Here is a 16,048-nt window from a genome sequence, read left to right as displayed (position 1 = left end):
GGGGAATATTTAATGACAAAATATATTTTTGTAACAGGTGGTGTCGTTTCATCACTTGGAAAGGGAATTACAGCAGCATCCTTAGGGCGTTTATTGAAAAATCGGGGGTTAAATGTAACGATTCAAAAATTTGACCCATACATTAACGTTGACCCAGGAACCATGAGCCCTTATCAGCATGGTGAAGTATTCGTAACCGATGATGGTGCCGAAACCGATTTGGACTTAGGCCACTATGAGCGCTTTATCGACATTAACTTAAACAAGTATTCTAACGTAACAACTGGTAAAATCTATTCAACGGTTTTACGCAAAGAGCGCCGCGGTGAGTATTTGGGAGCTACCGTACAGGTTATTCCGCATATTACCAATGAAATCAAGGAGCGCTGCTTCCGTGCCGGCAACGAAACGAATGCCGATGTGGTCATAACGGAAATCGGCGGAACAGTGGGCGACATTGAATCACTGCCGTTTTTAGAAGCGATTCGCCAAATCAAGAGTGATATTGGCAGCGATAACGTAATGTACATCCACTGTACGTTGATTCCGTATATCAAGGCGGCCGGTGAAATGAAAACAAAGCCGACTCAGCACAGCGTCAAAGAGCTTCGCAGCCTTGGGATTCAGCCAAATATTATCGTCGTTCGTACGGAACTGCCGGTTTCACAGGACATGAAGGATAAACTAGCCTTGTTCTGTGATATCGATGCAAAAGCGGTGATTGAATGCCGTGACGCTGACACGCTTTATTCGATTCCACTGGCTCTTCAAGAGCAAAATATGGACCAAATTGTTTGTGATCACTTGAAATTGGCGACTCCTGAAGCGGAAATGACTGAGTGGAAAGCACTAGTAGACCGAGTGCTGCATCTTTCAGGCAAAACACGTATCGGGCTTGTCGGAAAATATGTTGAGCTTCAGGATGCTTACATTTCCGTAGTGGAAGCCATGAAACACGCCGGATATGCCTTTGATACCGACGTTGAAATTAAATGGATTAACTCTGAAGAGGTTACGCGTGAGAATGTCGCCGAGCTCCTTGACGATGTCGATGGTGTCCTTGTTCCTGGCGGTTTCGGTGACCGAGGTATTGAAGGGAAAATCGAAGCGACTCGCTATGCGCGTGAGCAGAAGAAGCCATTCTTGGGCATTTGCTTAGGTATGCAGCTGGCGACGATTGAATTTGCCCGCAACGTGCTTGGGCTTAGTGATGCACATTCTGCGGAGTTTGTACCGGAGACAGCACACCCAATCATCGACCTGCTTCCAGAGCAGAAAGATGTGGAGGATTTAGGCGGTACGTTGCGCTTGGGTCTTTACCCTGCACGCTTGGTTGAAGGTACGAAGGCGATTGCTGCTTATGATGAAAAAGTGGTTTATGAGCGCCACCGCCACCGTTATGAATTCAACAATCATTATCGTCAAGAAATGGAAGCAGCAGGCTTGGTATTCTCAGGGACAAGCCCAGACGGCCGTTTAGTGGAAATCATCGAGCTGACTGACCATCCTTGGTTCGTGGCATCCCAGTTCCATCCGGAATTCGTCTCTAGACCAACCCGTCCACAGCCGTTGTTCCGTGACTTTATTAAAGCAACAATTCAAAAATAGGATTTTATGGACCAGTTCTCCGAGTGGGGGCTGGTCTTATTTTTGGGAAAAAATGTCTAGAAAGACAAACCCTACGAAAAAAAGACAAACCACCGAAAAAAATAGACAAACCTGCCTCGAAATTAGACAAACCACTGAAAAAAATAGACAAACCCGCCCCAAAAATAGACAAAACAAAAAAACGGCCCCAAATCAAGGCCGATTTTACTCCTCATACTCCGCCAAAATCTCATCAATCGTGAATTTTAAGCCATGATACACGAACAAAGCGGCCATCGCCGAAGGATATCCATACCGATTGCCAACATCATCCGGAAGAAGTCCCTTTGTCAGCCGCAAATCAAGATGAACATCGGCTAATTCAGCCAAACCGCCCCCATCAAAGACTGTCGATACCGCAACAAAAGGGATGCCTTTTTCCTGAAGCTGACCAGCGAGCCCCACAGCGGCCTCATCATCGGACCGCCTCGTGAAAATCAGCACCCGATCGGCATCACTAACCTCCTCCACACTTGTTAAGTTTTTTGCCCCCTTAAGCGGCTCCTCACCCTCTAATGCCTCGAACTCAACAGCTTTCATTTCTTTCGTGCCAAAAATAAAAATGGACTGCCCCTGTGCGAGCAGGCGGGCGCCATCTTCAAACGCAAATTCTTCTTTTTCCTCAAGTCTCTTAAATAACCCAGTTAATTGAGTAGTAAACATTTTTAACATGATAATCCTCCTTATCGCACCCCTATTATAGACTTTTTTTAAAAATTCCACAAAATAACATTATTCTAGGCAAAATTTTTGCAGGAATTTTGCCTTAAAATGTTGAACTATAACAAGTGAGTGTTTAGGTGGAATTTACTAAAAATTGAGAATCTATCAAATCGGGAAGAGGTGGAAGTATGAAAGAGAAAATTTTAATCGTTGACGATCAATTTGGTATTCGCATTTTGCTAAATGAGGTGTTCCAAAAAGAAGGGTATCAAACATTTCAGGCGGCCAACGGAGTTCAGGCGCTTGATATTGTAACAAAGCACGACCCTGATCTAGTCCTGTTGGATATGAAAATCCCGGGAATGGACGGAATCGAAATCTTGAAGCGAATGAAAGTCATCGACCCAGACATCCGAGTGATCATTATGACCGCCTACGGAGAATTGGATATGATTCAAGAAGCAAAAGACCTTGGTGCCATCACTCATTTTGCTAAACCATTTGATATTGACGATATCCGTGCTGCAGTACGAAAGCACATTCCGCAAAAGGCAAACTAAAGTCATTTTTTTAAAAAAATAACTAGATTGAAAAAGACAAAAAGGCAGCGAAATTGCCTTTTTTTCATACAAACGGTGGAAATAGGGAAATGTCTACGCTTTCATTATGACACTTTTAAAAACACTGTTAGATTAATGGCATTTCTACTTTTATTCTGATATGATACATATGAACTTTGACCGGTTGCTATCTTTTCAGATAAATACATATTCAATTCATTTAGGGAAAACATTTATATGAAAAGATATCGACCCAATTTAAGGAGGAATAGAAATGCCTTTAGTTTCCATGACAGAGATGCTTAACAAAGCAAAGGCGGAAGGCTACGCGGTTGGGCAATTTAACCTTAATAACTTAGAGTTTACCCAAGCGATTCTTCAAGCTGCCGAAGCAGAAAAATCACCGGTTATTCTTGGTGTGTCTGAAGGGGCTGCCCGTTATATGTCCGGCTTCAAAACCGTTGTTAAAATGGTAGAGGGCTTACTAGAAGATTTGAACGTTACGGTTCCGGTTGCGATTCACCTTGACCACGGTTCAAGCTTTGAAAAATGTAAAGAAGCGATTGATGCAGGCTTCACATCTGTTATGATTGATGCTTCCCACCACCCATTTGAAGAGAATGTCGCTACGACTACAAAAGTAGTAGAATACGCTCATTCAAAAGGTGTTTCCGTTGAAGCAGAATTAGGAACAGTTGGCGGCCAAGAGGACGATGTGGTTGCTGACGGCGTTATCTATGCAGATCCTGAAGAGTGTAAAGCGCTAGTGACGCGTACAGGCATCGACTGCCTTGCACCAGCACTAGGTTCCGTACACGGTCCATACAAAGGTGAACCAAAGCTTGGTTACAAGGAAATGGAAGAAATCGGTCAAGCTACTGGTCTTCCGCTTGTTCTTCACGGAGGAACTGGAATCCCAACAGCTGATATCCAAAAGTCAATTTCTTTAGGAACAGCGAAAATCAATGTTAATACTGAAAACCAAATCGCATCTGCGAAAGTGGTTCGTGAAGTATTAGCTGCAAAACCAAATGAATATGATCCACGTAAATACTTAGGCCCAGCTCGCGATGCCATTAAAGAAACCGTTACTGGCAAAATGCGCGAATTCGGTTCTTCAGGCAGAGCGTAATACAAGAACGCCATCTTTGGCCGTTTTTGTAGTTTGCCTCAAATGTGATAAAATGAAAACCGCTCTTATCTAAAGGGCGGTTTCAGTGTGTTCATCGTAAATTGAAAATTTAGTCGAAATTTGGAGGGAAAGACATGAGATTTTTTATCGATACAGCGAATTTAGAGGAAATCCGTGAAGTACATGAGTTAGGCTTATTAGCAGGTGTAACAACGAATCCATCACTAGTTGCAAGAGAAAAAGGCGTTTCTTTCCATGACCGTATTAAAGAAATTGCGGCGCTTGTTCCTGGTTCAGTGAGTGCGGAAGTTATCGCTCTTGATGCTGAAGGCATGATTAGAGAAGGAGAGGAACTGGCTGCGATTGCCCCAAATATTACGATTAAAGTTCCAATGACTCCAGATGGTTTAAAAGCATGTAATCATTTTTCAAAAAAGGGAATCACCACTAACGTTACATTGATTTTTAATGCAAACCAAGCATTACTTGCTGCAAGAGCTGGTGCTACCTATGTTTCTCCGTTCCTCGGCAGACTGGATGATATCGGCCAAAATGGTTTAGAGCTTATTTCACAAATTTCCGAAATCTTTGCTGTTCATGGCATCGAATCCCAAATCATTGCTGCCTCCATCCGCAACCCAATCCATGTAACAGAAGCAGCATTAAGAGGCGCAGATATTGCGACAATTCCTTACAAAGTTCTAATTGGCTTATTCCATCATCCATTAACAGATAAAGGGATTGAAGGCTTCTTAAAAGACTGGAATGCCCGCAACAACGCTTAACTAATCTGCAGTTTTTCCATTTTCGTACAAATTTTTTTAATATGGATACATGAAAATAAAATTTTAGTGTAAACTATAAGATAGACAAACTGTCGGAATTTGACTTTTTATGTTGGAAAAATATACCTAAAGCCTTGCGTCATCATCAAGGCGTTTTTTTACAAACGGCTGTAAGCGCATTCGGAATAAGGCATGGCTTAGAAGGGAGTCGAAAATGGAAAAACTTAAAATTGCAGGCGGATATCCGCTGAAGGGAACGGTTCGCATCAGCGGAGCCAAAAATAGTGCCGTTGCCTTAATTCCCGCTACCATTTTAGCAGAATCACCAGTGACAATCGAAGGACTGCCGGAGATTTCGGACGTGGAAATCTTAAAGGATTTGCTCGAAGAAATCGGCGGCAAGGTTGAAATAACGAACGATGAAATGACGGTTGACCCATCGACGATGATTTCTATGCCGCTGCCAAACGGAAAAGTAAAAAAACTGCGCGCGTCCTATTATTTAATGGGGGCGATGCTCGGCCGCTTTAAAAAAGCCGTCATTGGTTTACCAGGTGGCTGCCATTTAGGGCCAAGACCGATTGATCAGCATATTAAAGGCTTCGAAGCACTTGGCGCGCAAATCACTAACGAACAAGGGGCGATTTATTTGCGTGCGGACGAACTTCGCGGCGCACGGATTTATCTCGATGTCGTCAGTGTAGGTGCGACCATCAATATTATGCTTGCTGCCGTTCGGGCAAAAGGACGGACAATCATTGAAAATGCGGCGAAAGAACCGGAAATTATTGATGTCGCTACACTTTTAACGAATATGGGCGCGAAAATTAAAGGGGCAGGAACGGATGTGATCCGGATTGATGGCGTGGAGACGCTGCACGGCTGCCGTCATACGATTATTCCTGACCGGATTGAAGCAGGTACCTATATGATTTTAGGAGCTGCCGTTGGGGAAGGGGTCCTCATCGACAATGTCATCCCGCAGCACTTAGAATCATTAATTGCCAAGCTGCGCGAAATGGGCGTCTATATTGAATCAGGCGACGACCAGGTGTTTGTCGACGGCGGAGTTGCGAAATTGAAGGCCGTTGATATCAAAACGCTTGTGTATCCTGGCTTTCCAACCGACCTGCAGCAGCCATTTACAACGCTGTTGACAAAGGCAACCGGTTCAAGTGTCGTCACCGATACAATTTATGGCGCACGCTTTAAACATATCGATGAACTAAGAAGAATGAACGCCAATATTAAAGTAGAAGGCCGTTCGGCGATCATTAATGGGCCTGTCCAGCTACAAGGGGCAAAAGTGAAGGCGAGTGATCTCCGTGCTGGAGCAGCTCTATTTATCGCCGGCCTCATGGCAGAAGGGATTACCGAAGTAACAGGCCTTGAACACATCGACCGCGGCTACAGCAATCTTGTTGAAAAATTGAATGGCCTCGGTGCGACGGTATGGCGTGAAGCTTTAACGAAAGAAGAAGTCGAACAGTTAAAAAATACTTAGAAAAGCGGAAGCGCCTTGCTCAGGGGCGACAAGCATAGGACGAGCCGGCGTGAAGGCAGCTTTTTAACCTTCTCGACGGAGTGGCTTAGACCAAAGATCCCCTAGGCGCTGCAGCTGGACAGTAATCGAAGTTATATAAATGAATACGGGGGATGGAATTCATGGAAAGAAGCTTAACGATGGAGCTTGTCCGCGTCACAGAAGGAGCGGCACTGGCCTCTGCACGCTGGATGGGCCGCGGGAAAAAGGATGAAGCCGACGGTGCTGCTACATCCGCAATGCGCGATGTATTCGACACCGTTCCAATGAAAGGTACCGTTGTGATTGGTGAAGGGGAAATGGATGAAGCACCAATGCTTTACATCGGCGAAAAGCTCGGAACAGGCTATGGACCGCGCGTGGATGTCGCCGTTGACCCGCTTGAAGGCACCAATATTTTAGCGTCCGGCGGCTGGAATGCTTTGGCTGTTCTAGCGGTAGCGGATCACGGAAACCTTCTTCATGCTCCAGATATGTATATGGAAAAAATCGCCGTTGGCCCTGAAGCCGTTGGCTTAATAGATATCAATGCTTCTGTTTTGGACAACCTGAAAGCCGTGGCCAAAGCGAAAAACAAAGATATCCAGGATGTCGTGGCAACCGTATTGAATCGTCCGCGCCATGAGCATATCATCGCTCAGCTTCGTGAAGCAGGCGCACGGATTAAACTGATTAACGATGGCGACGTCGCAGGCGCCATCAATACTGCTTTTGACGATACCGGTGTCGATATTCTATTTGGTTCCGGCGGTGCACCAGAGGGAGTTATTTCGGCGGTAGCGCTGAAATGTCTCGGCGGCGAAATCATGGGGAAACTTCTTCCGCAAAATGATGCCGAGCTTGAGCGCTGCATTAAAATGGGCTTAGATGTAAACCGTGTTCTCCGTATGGAGGATCTCGTAAAGGGCGACGACGCTATTTTTACCGCAACAGGTGTAACCGACGGCGAATTATTGCGCGGCGTTCAATTCAAAGGATCACATGCCTCGACACACTCGATTGTCATGCGAGCTAAATCTGGCACGGTCCGCTTCATTGAAGGCCGTCACAGCTTGAATAAAAAACCGAATTTAGTAATTAAATAATTAGAAATGCGGAAGCGCCTTGACGGATTGGCTTATGACCCCGATCCCCTAGGCGCTGCAGCTGAACATCATTAATAGAAAAAGGGGAGACCAGCCAGCGGCTGGTCTCCCAACTCCAATATCTCCAAGAGGGATTCCTTTCAGAAAAAATTTCCAACATTAGATCGAAGTAAATCTAGTTGATTATTTTTTTGCTCAGGGGGTAAAATAGATATTGTTTTTTATCTTGCATATTTTTCTGCAAATCTATTCATTTCAATTCTACTTCTATTTCATTTCCTCTAATTTCTTAATTACCTATTGACCATCTTTTACAAAAAGAAAGAGCGGATTCGAAGGGAAAATTTAAAAGTGTGGTGTACAAATGGACTTAACAATTTCAAGTTTAGAAAACATGAAGCTGAAGGAGCTTTATGAGCTTGCGCGCGAATATAAAGTGACCTATTACAGCAAATTAACAAAAAAAGAATTAATTTTTGCGATTTTAAAATCCCGTGCCGAGCAGCAGGGTTATTTCTTCATGGAAGGCGTCCTGGAAATCATTCAGTCAGAAGGCTTTGGTTTCTTACGACCGATTAACTATTCGCCAAGCTCTGAGGATATTTATATTTCCGCCTCGCAAATCCGCCGTTTCGATCTGCGCAACGGGGACAAGGTTTCCGGTAAAGTTCGTCCGCCTAAGGAAAATGAACGTTACTATGGTTTACTGCATGTAGAAGCGGTTAATGGAGAAGATCCTGAATCCGCAAAAGAACGCGTCTACTTTCCAGCGTTAACGCCGTTATATCCAAATCGTCAAATGAAGCTGGAAACAACACCAAAGCATCTTTCAACCAGAATTATGGATTTGGTTGCGCCGGTTGGTTTTGGGCAGCGTGGTTTGATTGTCGCTCCTCCTAAAGCAGGTAAAACGATGCTGTTAAAAGAAATCGCCAATAGCATTACGACGAATCATCCAGATGTTGAATTGATTGTGCTTCTTATCGACGAGCGTCCAGAAGAGGTAACGGATATTGAGCGTTCTGTTGCGGGTGATGTTGTCAGCTCAACGTTTGATGAAGTACCGGAAAACCATATTAAAGTCGCTGAGCTTGTGCTGGACCGTGCGATGCGTTTAGTCGAGCATAAACGTGATGTTGTCATTTTGATGGACAGTATTACGCGTCTGGCGCGTGCTTACAACCTTGTTATTCCGCCGAGCGGACGTACGCTTTCTGGTGGTATTGACCCGGCAGCGTTCCACCGTCCGAAGCGTTTCTTCGGGGCAGCCCGTAATATTGAAGAGGGCGGCAGCTTGACAATTCTTGCTACGGCACTTGTTGATACCGGTTCACGTATGGATGATGTCATTTATGAAGAATTTAAAGGGACAGGCAATATGGAGCTGCATCTTGACCGCAGTCTTGCTGAGCGCCGTGTCTTCCCTGCGCTTGATATCCGACGTTCAGGAACGCGTAAGGAAGAATTGCTTATTCCAAAGGATCATCTTGATAAATTATGGGCGATTCGCAAATCGATGTCCGATTCTCCGGATTTTGCAGAACGCTTCTTGAAAAAATTAAGACAGACGAAGTCAAACGAAGAGTTCTTTGCACAGCTGAACGAGGAACTAAAGTCACGTCGTTCCTAGACGGAATAGAGGGGCCGGCCTAGTTTAGTCACAGGCCAAAGTTCCTTTTTCAAAAATATTGAAGTCCTTTTCAAAAAAATCCCAACTTGCAAAAGTAGGTTACCCTTGTTATAATGGGTGCAGTGTGTTTTAAGTATTTGATGCTTGTTTTTAAGACAGGCATTTATATAACTCTGTTTCGAAAGATTCAGGGCGGAAGGAGATGAAAAGAATGAAAGCAGGAATTCATCCAAATTATAAAACAGTAACGGTGACATGTGCATGTGGTAATACATTTGAAACTGGTTCTGTTAAAAAAGAAATTCGCGTTGAAACTTGTTCAGAATGTCATCCATTCTATACTGGTCGCCAAAAATTCGCTGAAGCTGGCGGACGTGTTGACCGTTTCAACAAAAAATACGGCCTTAAGAATCAATAATTTTTGCAAAGACAACAGGCGAGTGGGAAAACTTACTTGCCTGTTTTTTTATTTGACTTTAATGACTTTTTTACTATAAATATGATCGTGTATCATGGTTCGTTTAGAGGAAGGAGACGCCGTTTATGTATTTAATGAAGCAAAGCGGATGGGTTGAGGTTATCTGTGGCAGTATGTTTTCTGGAAAGTCGGAGGAATTGATTCGTCGTGTAAGGCGGGCTCAATTCGCCAAACAAAAAATAGCTGTTTTTAAGCCGAAGATTGATAATCGCTACAGTGAACAGTCTGTCGTTTCCCATAATGGTTCTTCTTTTAATGCGAAGCCAATTTCCCATTCGATTGAGATTCTGCATCATGTCGAAGCTGATATGGATATTATCGCAATTGATGAAGTGCAGTTTTTTGATGAGGGCATCCTGCGGGTTGTGCAGCAGCTGGCTGACAGCGGTCATCGCGTTGTGTGCGCCGGTCTTGATATGGATTTCCGCGGCGAGCCGTTTGGACAGATGCCGGCGTTGATGGCGATTGCCGAGACGGTGACAAAGCTGCAGGCGGTTTGTACGGTATGCGGTTCACCATCGAGCCGGACGCAGCGTCTGATTGATGGACGGCCTGCCTCGTATCATGACCCGGTCATCATGGTTGGCGCGTCCGAAGCGTACGAGCCCCGTTGCCGTCACCACCATGAAGTGCCAAAAACAGCATCGTACCGCGGGGCGGTTGAGCAGGAAGTTTGATGTTTAATACATAACTGTCTAGGAAGTGATTCCTGGGCAGTTTTTTTGTGGGCTTGGAAAGAATTCTCTCGTTCAGTTCTGCAAGCTGCCGGGCATGATAGTAATGGGAGGTGTTTTATGCGGAAAAAGTGGATGTTTCTCTCGTTTATCATGTTGTTAATGGTAACTGGTTGTCAAAGCAATCGCGCAGCTGACGAAAAAGATACAGCATATGATTTGCGGAAAGACCGCTCAACGCCTAATTTTATGTCCAACCGTAATAATGGGGTCGAGCGGGACGTTGTGGAAAATGATATTGCAGATCAAAATCCTAACTTCCTTAATCTGAATAGGTCGGGAGATCGAGGAGAATATGACGGTGAAAATCAGGGCAGCGATGTCGACAAGGCGAAAAAGGTCGTTGCGGCAACAGACGAGTTTGCAATCGACTCCGTTTGGATGAATGGCGACCGGATGTGGGTGTCTGTTTATAAAAAGGGCATGCTCTCCGACAAGGAAAGAATTGATGCCGAAGCACGCCTCCACCGCAAACTAGTACAGGCCCTGCCGCGTTATAATATCGAAGTTCGAGTAAAGGAAGACCGTAGATAACATGCTCTGTCACCAGGGCATGTTTTTTTATATCAAAATTTGGTTTTGACGGAGGTTAATGCCTATACTATAATTAGAATGTTATGGACTAAAACTCGAGGTGAATAACTTGTTTGATCGTCTTCAATCCGTTGAAGATCGCTATGAAAGATTAAATGAACTTTTAAGCGATCCGGAAATCATTAATGATTCAAAAAAACTACGTGAATATTCAAAAGAACAATCTGACATACAAGAAACTGTGCAAACGTACCGCCAATATAAAGAGGCTCGCGAACAGCTGGCTGACGCCAAGGCAATGCTTGAGGATAAGCTCGATGCCGAGATGCGTGAAATGGTGAAGGAAGAAGTAAACGAGCTGGAAACGCAAATTGGAGAATTAGAAGCCCGCATGAAGATTCTTCTGATTCCAAAGGACCCGAACGATGACAAAAACGTTATCTTTGAGATTCGCGGGGCGGCCGGCGGGGAAGAGGCGGCATTGTTTGCTGGTTCACTTTACCGGATGTACAGCCGCTATGCCGAAGCGCAGGGCTGGAAGACAGATTTGATTGATGCCAATCCGACAGGCCTTGGCGGCTATAAAGAAATCAGCTTTATGATCAATGGTGCCGGCGCTTACTCCAAATTGAAATTTGAAAATGGCGCCCACCGTGTACAGCGTGTACCGGAAACCGAATCAGGCGGACGGATTCATACTTCGACGGCAACGGTTGTTTGTTTGCCAGAGGCGGAAGAAGTAGAAATCGAAATCCACGATAAGGATATCCGTTTTGATACGTTTGCCTCCAGTGGTGCCGGCGGACAGTCCGTTAATACAACGATGTCAGCCGTTCGTTTAACCCACATTCCAACAGGAATCGTGGTATCATGTCAGGACGAAAAATCACAGCATAAAAACAAAGACAAAGCGATGAAAGTATTGCGTGCGCGCGTCTATGATAAGTTCCAGCAAGAAGCACAGGCGGAATACGACCAAGTGCGTAAATCGGCGGTTGGTACCGGCGACCGTTCCGAGCGGATTCGTACTTACAACTTCCCGCAGAATCGCGTGACGGATCATCGTATTGGTTTAACAATCCAAAAGCTGGACCAAATATTAGAAGGCAAGCTGGATGAAGTCATCGATGCCTTGATTATGGAAGATCAAGCGAAAAGACTGGAAGAGGCTGCAAATGAGTAAAAAAGTTTTCGAAGCTCTTAATTGGGCTTCTTCTTTTTTAAAAAAAGCAAATCGGGACGAGAATGCGGGCGAGCTATTGCTTCGGCATTTTACCGGTATGTCGCGGTCGCAGCTGTTTGCCAATATGCGCGATGATTTAGATCCGTCTGTGTTGTCACGTTTCGAGGATGCTGTTCACGAGCATGTCCGCGGTGTGCCGATTCAGTATATGATCGGCTCTGAGGAGTTTTACGGGCGGACATTCCTAGTGAATGAAGAGGTGCTGATTCCAAGGCCGGAAACAGAGGAGCTTGTTTATGAAACGCTCAAGAGAATAAACATGCTGGGTCTAAACAAGGTAGTGGATATCGGGACTGGAAGCGGCGCGATTGCCATCAGCCTGAAGCTGGAACAGCCATCATTAAAGGTCTTTGCTTCTGATATTGCAGAGGAATCCTTAAAAGTGGCGCGGGAAAACGCCAGCCGGCTTGATGCCGACGTTGAATTTATCCAGGGTGACTTGTTAAAGCCGTTTATGGGCGGCGGGTTTGATGTGGTTATTTCGAATCCTCCGTATATTCCGACAGGGGATATCGTAACGATGTCTGAAGTGGTCACTGAGCATGAACCGCATCGCGCTTTGTTTGCGGGCGAGGACGGACTTGATTTTTACCGCCGCTTTATGGTGGAGCTTCCACAGGTGCTAACTTCGCGTGCGCTGGTATGTTTCGAAATTGGGGCCGGTCAGGGCGAAGCGGTAGCGGAGCTTTTTCAAAAAGCATTTGAGGAAGTTAAGGTTGAAATTGTGAATGATATAAACGGCAAGGACCGGATGGTGTTTGCGGAAATTGGCTTCGGGAAGTGATCTCCCGGGGCTTTTTTTATAGGTGTGGGTTTCATAAAACCCGTGAGCCAGGAAAAAAGGGAGCGTCGGTAGATAAGAGGGTTTCATAAAGCCCGTGAGCCTGGAAAAAAGGGTGTGTCGGTCGATAAGGGAGATTCATAAAGCCTGTGAGCCAGGAAAAAAGGGAGCGTCGGTAGATAAGAGAGGTTCATAAAGCCCGCGGACTTGGAAAAAAGGGAGCGTCGGTCGATAAGAGAGGTTCATAAAGCCCATCGGCCCGGAAAAAAAGCAGTTAAGGGAGGTGTAATATTAGATGTTCGGGTAAAAATATTAAAATTTACTAGTTTAAGATTCTTGGTTTCTGTCCACAATGAGGATATCGAAGGGACGGTGCTGAGAGTGAGAAGCAAAGTAGTGGTTTGGGCTTACTTAGTGGTATTATCATTGGGAACAATGTTGAGTTTATATATGCCAAAAACGGAAGCGGCACAGAAGGAATCAATTGTGATTCCAGGGGAAGCGATCCGCCTCCGAATTCTAGCGAATAGTGATTTTGAAAAGGACCAGGCGATTAAGCGGAAGGTCCGCGACGCGGTCAATGCCCAGATTACTTTATGGGTGCAGGATTTAACGTCGATGGAAAAAGCAAGAGCGGTGATTAATGCGAAGCTGCCGGAGATTCAAGCGATTGCGGAACAAGTGGTGCGTGAGCAAAATTCCGATCAGTCGGTGAAAGTAGAATTTGGCAAGGTTCAGTTTCCGACAAAGCTTTATGGCCAGTTTTTATATCCAGCAGGAGAATACCAAGCGATTTTGATTACATTGGGTAAAGGCGAAGGGGCCAATTGGTGGTGCGTGCTGTACCCGCCGTTATGCTTTCTGGATTTTTCAAATGGGATAGCCGTAAGCAAAGGCTTTGATGAAAAGGAACGAGTGGAAGCACAAACAGTCAAGGAAGAGCCGGTTAACGTAGAAGCCGAACCGCAAGTTAAGGCAAAATCAGTTGTAAAGCAGACGAAAGAATCAACAAAAGCGGTGGTGAAGCAGCCGAAAGCACCAGTTAAAAAAGAGACGGTTGAAAAATCGCCAACTGTAGTGGAAGACTATACGTTAGCGAAACAAGAGCAGCTTTTAGCAGATGAGCCTGTACAAGAAAATTTAGTAGAAGAGCCTGTACAGGAAAAAGAAACGGTTAAGCAAGAGAAAAAACCAGTTTATACTGCAGAGGACGAACAGCCGGTTAAAGTGAAGTTTTTCGTGGTCGAGATGTGGGAAAAGTTATTTGATTAAACCAGTTCCTTTCAGCGGAGCTGGTTTTTTTAATAGATTTGCCGGTTCTATTTTATCTATCTTTTTAATATTCATAGAGTAGAAATGAAAAAAGAAGAGGTGGATGAGATGGAATCATTAATTCGCAAGGCGGGTAAAGAGGATCTCGGCAATTTAAGAGAGTTTTTGGAGCGGGCCAATCTTGGGACGGATGGAGTGAATGAGGAATCGATTGGCTGCTTTTTGCTGCTAGAAGATGAGGAAGGTACGCTTAGGGGAACGCTTGGCATGGAGGCTTACACGGATTTCGGGCTGCTGCGCTCGCTTGTTGTTACGCCTGGACAAGCTGAAAAGGAAATTTTCGTCCTTTTCGATCAAATGGTGCAATTAGCGAAAGAAAAAGGAATGCGAAGTTTATTTTTGGCAACAAATAAAGGAACGGCCCTTCCGTTTTTTGAATTAATGGGCTTTCAGAAAATCGGGCGGGGCGATTTGCCGGAGCAGTTTTATGGATCAAAACATATTCGACACGTTTTGAATGTGGATAACTCGTTATTTTTAAAATTTTCTTTATAACTGTGGATATATCCACAAAGTTATCCACTATTTCCAGAAACTTATGCACAATTTGTGGATAAAACTTGTATTTATCCCCGCCTTCTTTTATACTTTCAAACGTACTAAGTGAAAAATATGAGTCTAATCGCCGTTTTTCGTCAAATTTCGATAAAAGACTCGTTTCTGATAAAGGTGGATAACTATGAACACAAAGGTCTGGATAGTGGATAAAAATGTGGATAATTTAGAAAGTAATCCACAAATTGTGGATGCAGCGAATTTTTTACGGGAAAATGAAGTGGTGGGCCTGCCGACAGAGACTGTTTATGGCCTGGGCGGCAATGCTGAAAGTGACGAGGCGGTGGAGAAAATTTTTGCTGCCAAGGGCAGGCCTGGGGATAATCCGTTAATTATTCACATTGCCGACAAAGAGCAGCTTAGTAGATTTGTGAGTGAGGTGCCGCGGACAGCGGAAGTGTTAATAGATGCGTTTTGGCCGGGGCCGCTGACGATTATTTTTAATAAGATGGAAGGCGTTCTGTCGGAAAAAGCAACAGCCGGACTTTCGACCGTGGCAGTAAGGATGCCGGATCATCCAGTGGCGTTGGCTCTATTGAGGTCATGTGGGCTGCCGATTGCGGCGCCGAGTGCGAACAGTTCGGGCAAGCCGAGTCCGACGAGTGCGGAGCATGTGCTTGATGATTTAAATGGAAAGATTGCTGGAGTAGTTGATGGCGGAACGACAGGTGTTGGCGTTGAGTCAACAGTGGTGGACTGCACGGAGGGCGTACCGGTTATTTTGCGTCCGGGCGGAGTGACCAAGGAGCAGCTTGAGGCTGTAATTGGCGAGGTTCGGGTCGACCCGGCCTTGACGGATGAGGCCTCGAAGCCAAAATCGCCGGGAATGAAATACAAGCATTATGCCCCGAATGCTCCGCTTTATTTGGTGTCAGGCACCAGAGATTTTCTACAGCGTTTAGTGGATGAAAAGGAGAAGGAAGGGCTTGCAGTCGGAGTGCTGACGACGGAGGAGTACGTGGATCAATTTAAAGCGGATGTGGTGCTTGCCTGCGGGCATCGGGCCGAGCTGGAGACGGTTGCGGCAGCTCTATATGATACGCTTCGCCGCTTTAATCAATTGAAGGTTGATATTATTTTTAGTGAGATGTTTCCGAATGAAGGTGTGGGTCATGCAATCATGAACCGCCTTTTGAAAGCTGCCGGGAATAAAATTATTGGCGAGTAACCACCAAGTCCTGCTTAATGCGGGGCTTGGTGTTTTTTTGTATGCAAGCAAGCTTTTCGAAATACTTTTTTTAAAAGGAGCCGCTATACGTGCCCGAAATCTCAGTGCAAGAGCGAATTGGGTCACGTAGAATCCGTCTACGTGCCCGAAATCTCGGACAAGAGCGAATTGGGTAACG

At 45.1% G+C, this 16,048-nt stretch carries 16 protein-coding genes; 15 read left to right on the top strand and 1 reads right to left on the bottom strand.

Features of this window, described 5'->3' with window-relative positions:
- Positions 1-12: 12 nt before the first annotated feature.
- The gene (locus ACIFOT_RS08465; RefSeq protein ID WP_430063881.1) at positions 13-1,608 is read left to right on the top strand and encodes a CTP synthase; all 1,596 of its coding nucleotides are present in this window, start codon (positions 13-15) and stop codon (positions 1,606-1,608) included.
- A gap of 204 nt (positions 1,609-1,812) precedes the next feature.
- On the opposite strand, the gene ACIFOT_RS08460 is transcribed toward ACIFOT_RS08465, so the two are convergent.
- On the bottom strand, positions 1,813-2,319 hold the full coding sequence (locus tag ACIFOT_RS08460) for a DUF2529 domain-containing protein (RefSeq protein WP_430063880.1): 507 nt from the start codon (positions 2,317-2,319) through the stop codon (positions 1,813-1,815).
- A gap of 179 nt (positions 2,320-2,498) precedes the next feature.
- On the opposite strand from ACIFOT_RS08460, the gene ACIFOT_RS08455 reads away from it, so the two are divergent.
- The 14 genes from ACIFOT_RS08455 to ACIFOT_RS08390 all read left to right on the top strand — a co-directional run bounded on the left by ACIFOT_RS08455 (position 2,499) and on the right by ACIFOT_RS08390 (position 15,870).
- Positions 2,499-2,870: a response regulator gene (locus ACIFOT_RS08455; RefSeq protein ID WP_223594925.1), complete on the top strand. Its 372-nt coding sequence runs from the start codon at positions 2,499-2,501 to the stop codon at positions 2,868-2,870.
- A 274-nt stretch (positions 2,871-3,144) separates the two neighbouring features.
- Positions 3,145-4,002 (top strand): class II fructose-bisphosphate aldolase, encoded by an 858-nt coding sequence (locus ACIFOT_RS08450; RefSeq protein ID WP_430063879.1) that lies wholly within the window; start codon positions 3,145-3,147, stop codon positions 4,000-4,002.
- Between the two features lie 134 nt (positions 4,003-4,136).
- Positions 4,137-4,787, top strand: coding sequence for a fructose-6-phosphate aldolase (gene fsa / locus ACIFOT_RS08445; protein WP_430063878.1), 651 nt, complete (start codon positions 4,137-4,139; stop codon positions 4,785-4,787).
- A 214-nt stretch (positions 4,788-5,001) separates the two neighbouring features.
- On the top strand, positions 5,002-6,291 hold the full coding sequence (locus tag ACIFOT_RS08440) for a UDP-N-acetylglucosamine 1-carboxyvinyltransferase (RefSeq protein WP_430063877.1): 1,290 nt from the start codon (positions 5,002-5,004) through the stop codon (positions 6,289-6,291).
- 161 nt (positions 6,292-6,452) lie between these two features.
- Complete coding sequence (gene glpX, locus ACIFOT_RS08435) at positions 6,453-7,415, top strand: class II fructose-bisphosphatase (protein WP_430063876.1); 963 nt, start codon at positions 6,453-6,455, stop codon at positions 7,413-7,415.
- A 364-nt stretch (positions 7,416-7,779) separates the two neighbouring features.
- Positions 7,780-9,045, top strand: a complete 1,266-nt coding sequence (gene rho / locus ACIFOT_RS08430) for a transcription termination factor Rho (RefSeq protein ID WP_223594920.1) — start codon at positions 7,780-7,782, stop codon at positions 9,043-9,045.
- A 211-nt stretch (positions 9,046-9,256) separates the two neighbouring features.
- Entirely contained in the window at positions 9,257-9,463 is a 207-nt protein-coding gene (gene rpmE / locus ACIFOT_RS08425; RefSeq protein WP_430063875.1) for a 50S ribosomal protein L31, read from the top strand.
- A 125-nt stretch (positions 9,464-9,588) separates the two neighbouring features.
- Complete coding sequence (locus ACIFOT_RS08420; RefSeq protein WP_430063874.1) at positions 9,589-10,200, top strand: thymidine kinase; 612 nt, start codon at positions 9,589-9,591, stop codon at positions 10,198-10,200.
- A gap of 117 nt (positions 10,201-10,317) precedes the next feature.
- Positions 10,318-10,791 (top strand): hypothetical protein, encoded by a 474-nt coding sequence (locus ACIFOT_RS08415; protein WP_430063873.1) that lies wholly within the window; start codon positions 10,318-10,320, stop codon positions 10,789-10,791.
- Positions 10,792-10,900: 109 nt separating this feature from the next.
- A complete protein-coding gene (prfA, locus tag ACIFOT_RS08410) occupies positions 10,901-11,974 on the top strand; it encodes a peptide chain release factor 1 (RefSeq protein ID WP_430063872.1) in 1,074 nt (357 codons plus the stop codon).
- Positions 11,967-12,818: a peptide chain release factor N(5)-glutamine methyltransferase gene (gene prmC, locus ACIFOT_RS08405; protein WP_430063871.1), complete on the top strand. Its 852-nt coding sequence runs from the start codon at positions 11,967-11,969 to the stop codon at positions 12,816-12,818. The genes prfA and prmC overlap by 8 nt, the downstream gene beginning before the upstream one ends.
- 378 nt (positions 12,819-13,196) lie before the next feature.
- Positions 13,197-14,087 carry a stage II sporulation protein R gene (gene spoIIR, locus ACIFOT_RS08400; protein WP_430063870.1) on the top strand — a complete coding sequence of 297 codons (891 nt, stop codon included), beginning with the start codon at positions 13,197-13,199 and terminating at the stop codon, positions 14,085-14,087.
- A 108-nt stretch (positions 14,088-14,195) separates the two neighbouring features.
- Positions 14,196-14,642, top strand: coding sequence for a GNAT family N-acetyltransferase (locus ACIFOT_RS08395; RefSeq protein ID WP_430063869.1), 447 nt, complete (start codon positions 14,196-14,198; stop codon positions 14,640-14,642).
- A 184-nt stretch (positions 14,643-14,826) separates the two neighbouring features.
- A complete protein-coding gene (locus ACIFOT_RS08390; RefSeq protein ID WP_430063868.1) occupies positions 14,827-15,870 on the top strand; it encodes an L-threonylcarbamoyladenylate synthase in 1,044 nt (347 codons plus the stop codon).
- Positions 15,871-16,048: the final 178 nt, after the last annotated feature.

The organism is Neobacillus sp. NRS-1170, from assembly GCF_050468025.1.
The sequence above is the reverse complement of the archived record's forward strand: the minus strand, read 5'-3'. Positions and strand labels throughout refer to the sequence as shown.

Bases quoted from the DNA above. Each gene is read 5' to 3' on its own strand.
- ACIFOT_RS08455 (WP_223594925.1), top strand. From the start codon at position 2,499: ATGAAAGAGAAAATTTTAATCGTTGACGATCAATTTGGTATTCGCATT.
- prmC (WP_430063871.1), top strand. From the start codon at position 11,967: ATGAGTAAAAAAGTTTTCGAAGCTCTTAATTGGGCTTCTTCTTTTTTA.
- rho (WP_223594920.1), top strand. From the start codon at position 7,780: ATGGACTTAACAATTTCAAGTTTAGAAAACATGAAGCTGAAGGAGCTT.
- glpX (WP_430063876.1), top strand. From the start codon at position 6,453: ATGGAAAGAAGCTTAACGATGGAGCTTGTCCGCGTCACAGAAGGAGCG.
- ACIFOT_RS08420 (WP_430063874.1), top strand. From the start codon at position 9,589: ATGTATTTAATGAAGCAAAGCGGATGGGTTGAGGTTATCTGTGGCAGT.
- ACIFOT_RS08415 (WP_430063873.1), top strand. From the start codon at position 10,318: ATGCGGAAAAAGTGGATGTTTCTCTCGTTTATCATGTTGTTAATGGTA.
- ACIFOT_RS08395 (WP_430063869.1), top strand. From the start codon at position 14,196: ATGGAATCATTAATTCGCAAGGCGGGTAAAGAGGATCTCGGCAATTTA.
- rpmE (WP_430063875.1), top strand. From the start codon at position 9,257: ATGAAAGCAGGAATTCATCCAAATTATAAAACAGTAACGGTGACATGT.
- ACIFOT_RS08450 (WP_430063879.1), top strand. From the start codon at position 3,145: ATGCCTTTAGTTTCCATGACAGAGATGCTTAACAAAGCAAAGGCGGAA.
- ACIFOT_RS08390 (WP_430063868.1), top strand. From the start codon at position 14,827: ATGAACACAAAGGTCTGGATAGTGGATAAAAATGTGGATAATTTAGAA.
- fsa (WP_430063878.1), top strand. From the start codon at position 4,137: ATGAGATTTTTTATCGATACAGCGAATTTAGAGGAAATCCGTGAAGTA.
- ACIFOT_RS08460 (WP_430063880.1), bottom strand. From the start codon at position 2,319: ATGTTAAAAATGTTTACTACTCAATTAACTGGGTTATTTAAGAGACTT.
- ACIFOT_RS08465 (WP_430063881.1), top strand. From the start codon at position 13: ATGACAAAATATATTTTTGTAACAGGTGGTGTCGTTTCATCACTTGGA.
- ACIFOT_RS08440 (WP_430063877.1), top strand. From the start codon at position 5,002: ATGGAAAAACTTAAAATTGCAGGCGGATATCCGCTGAAGGGAACGGTT.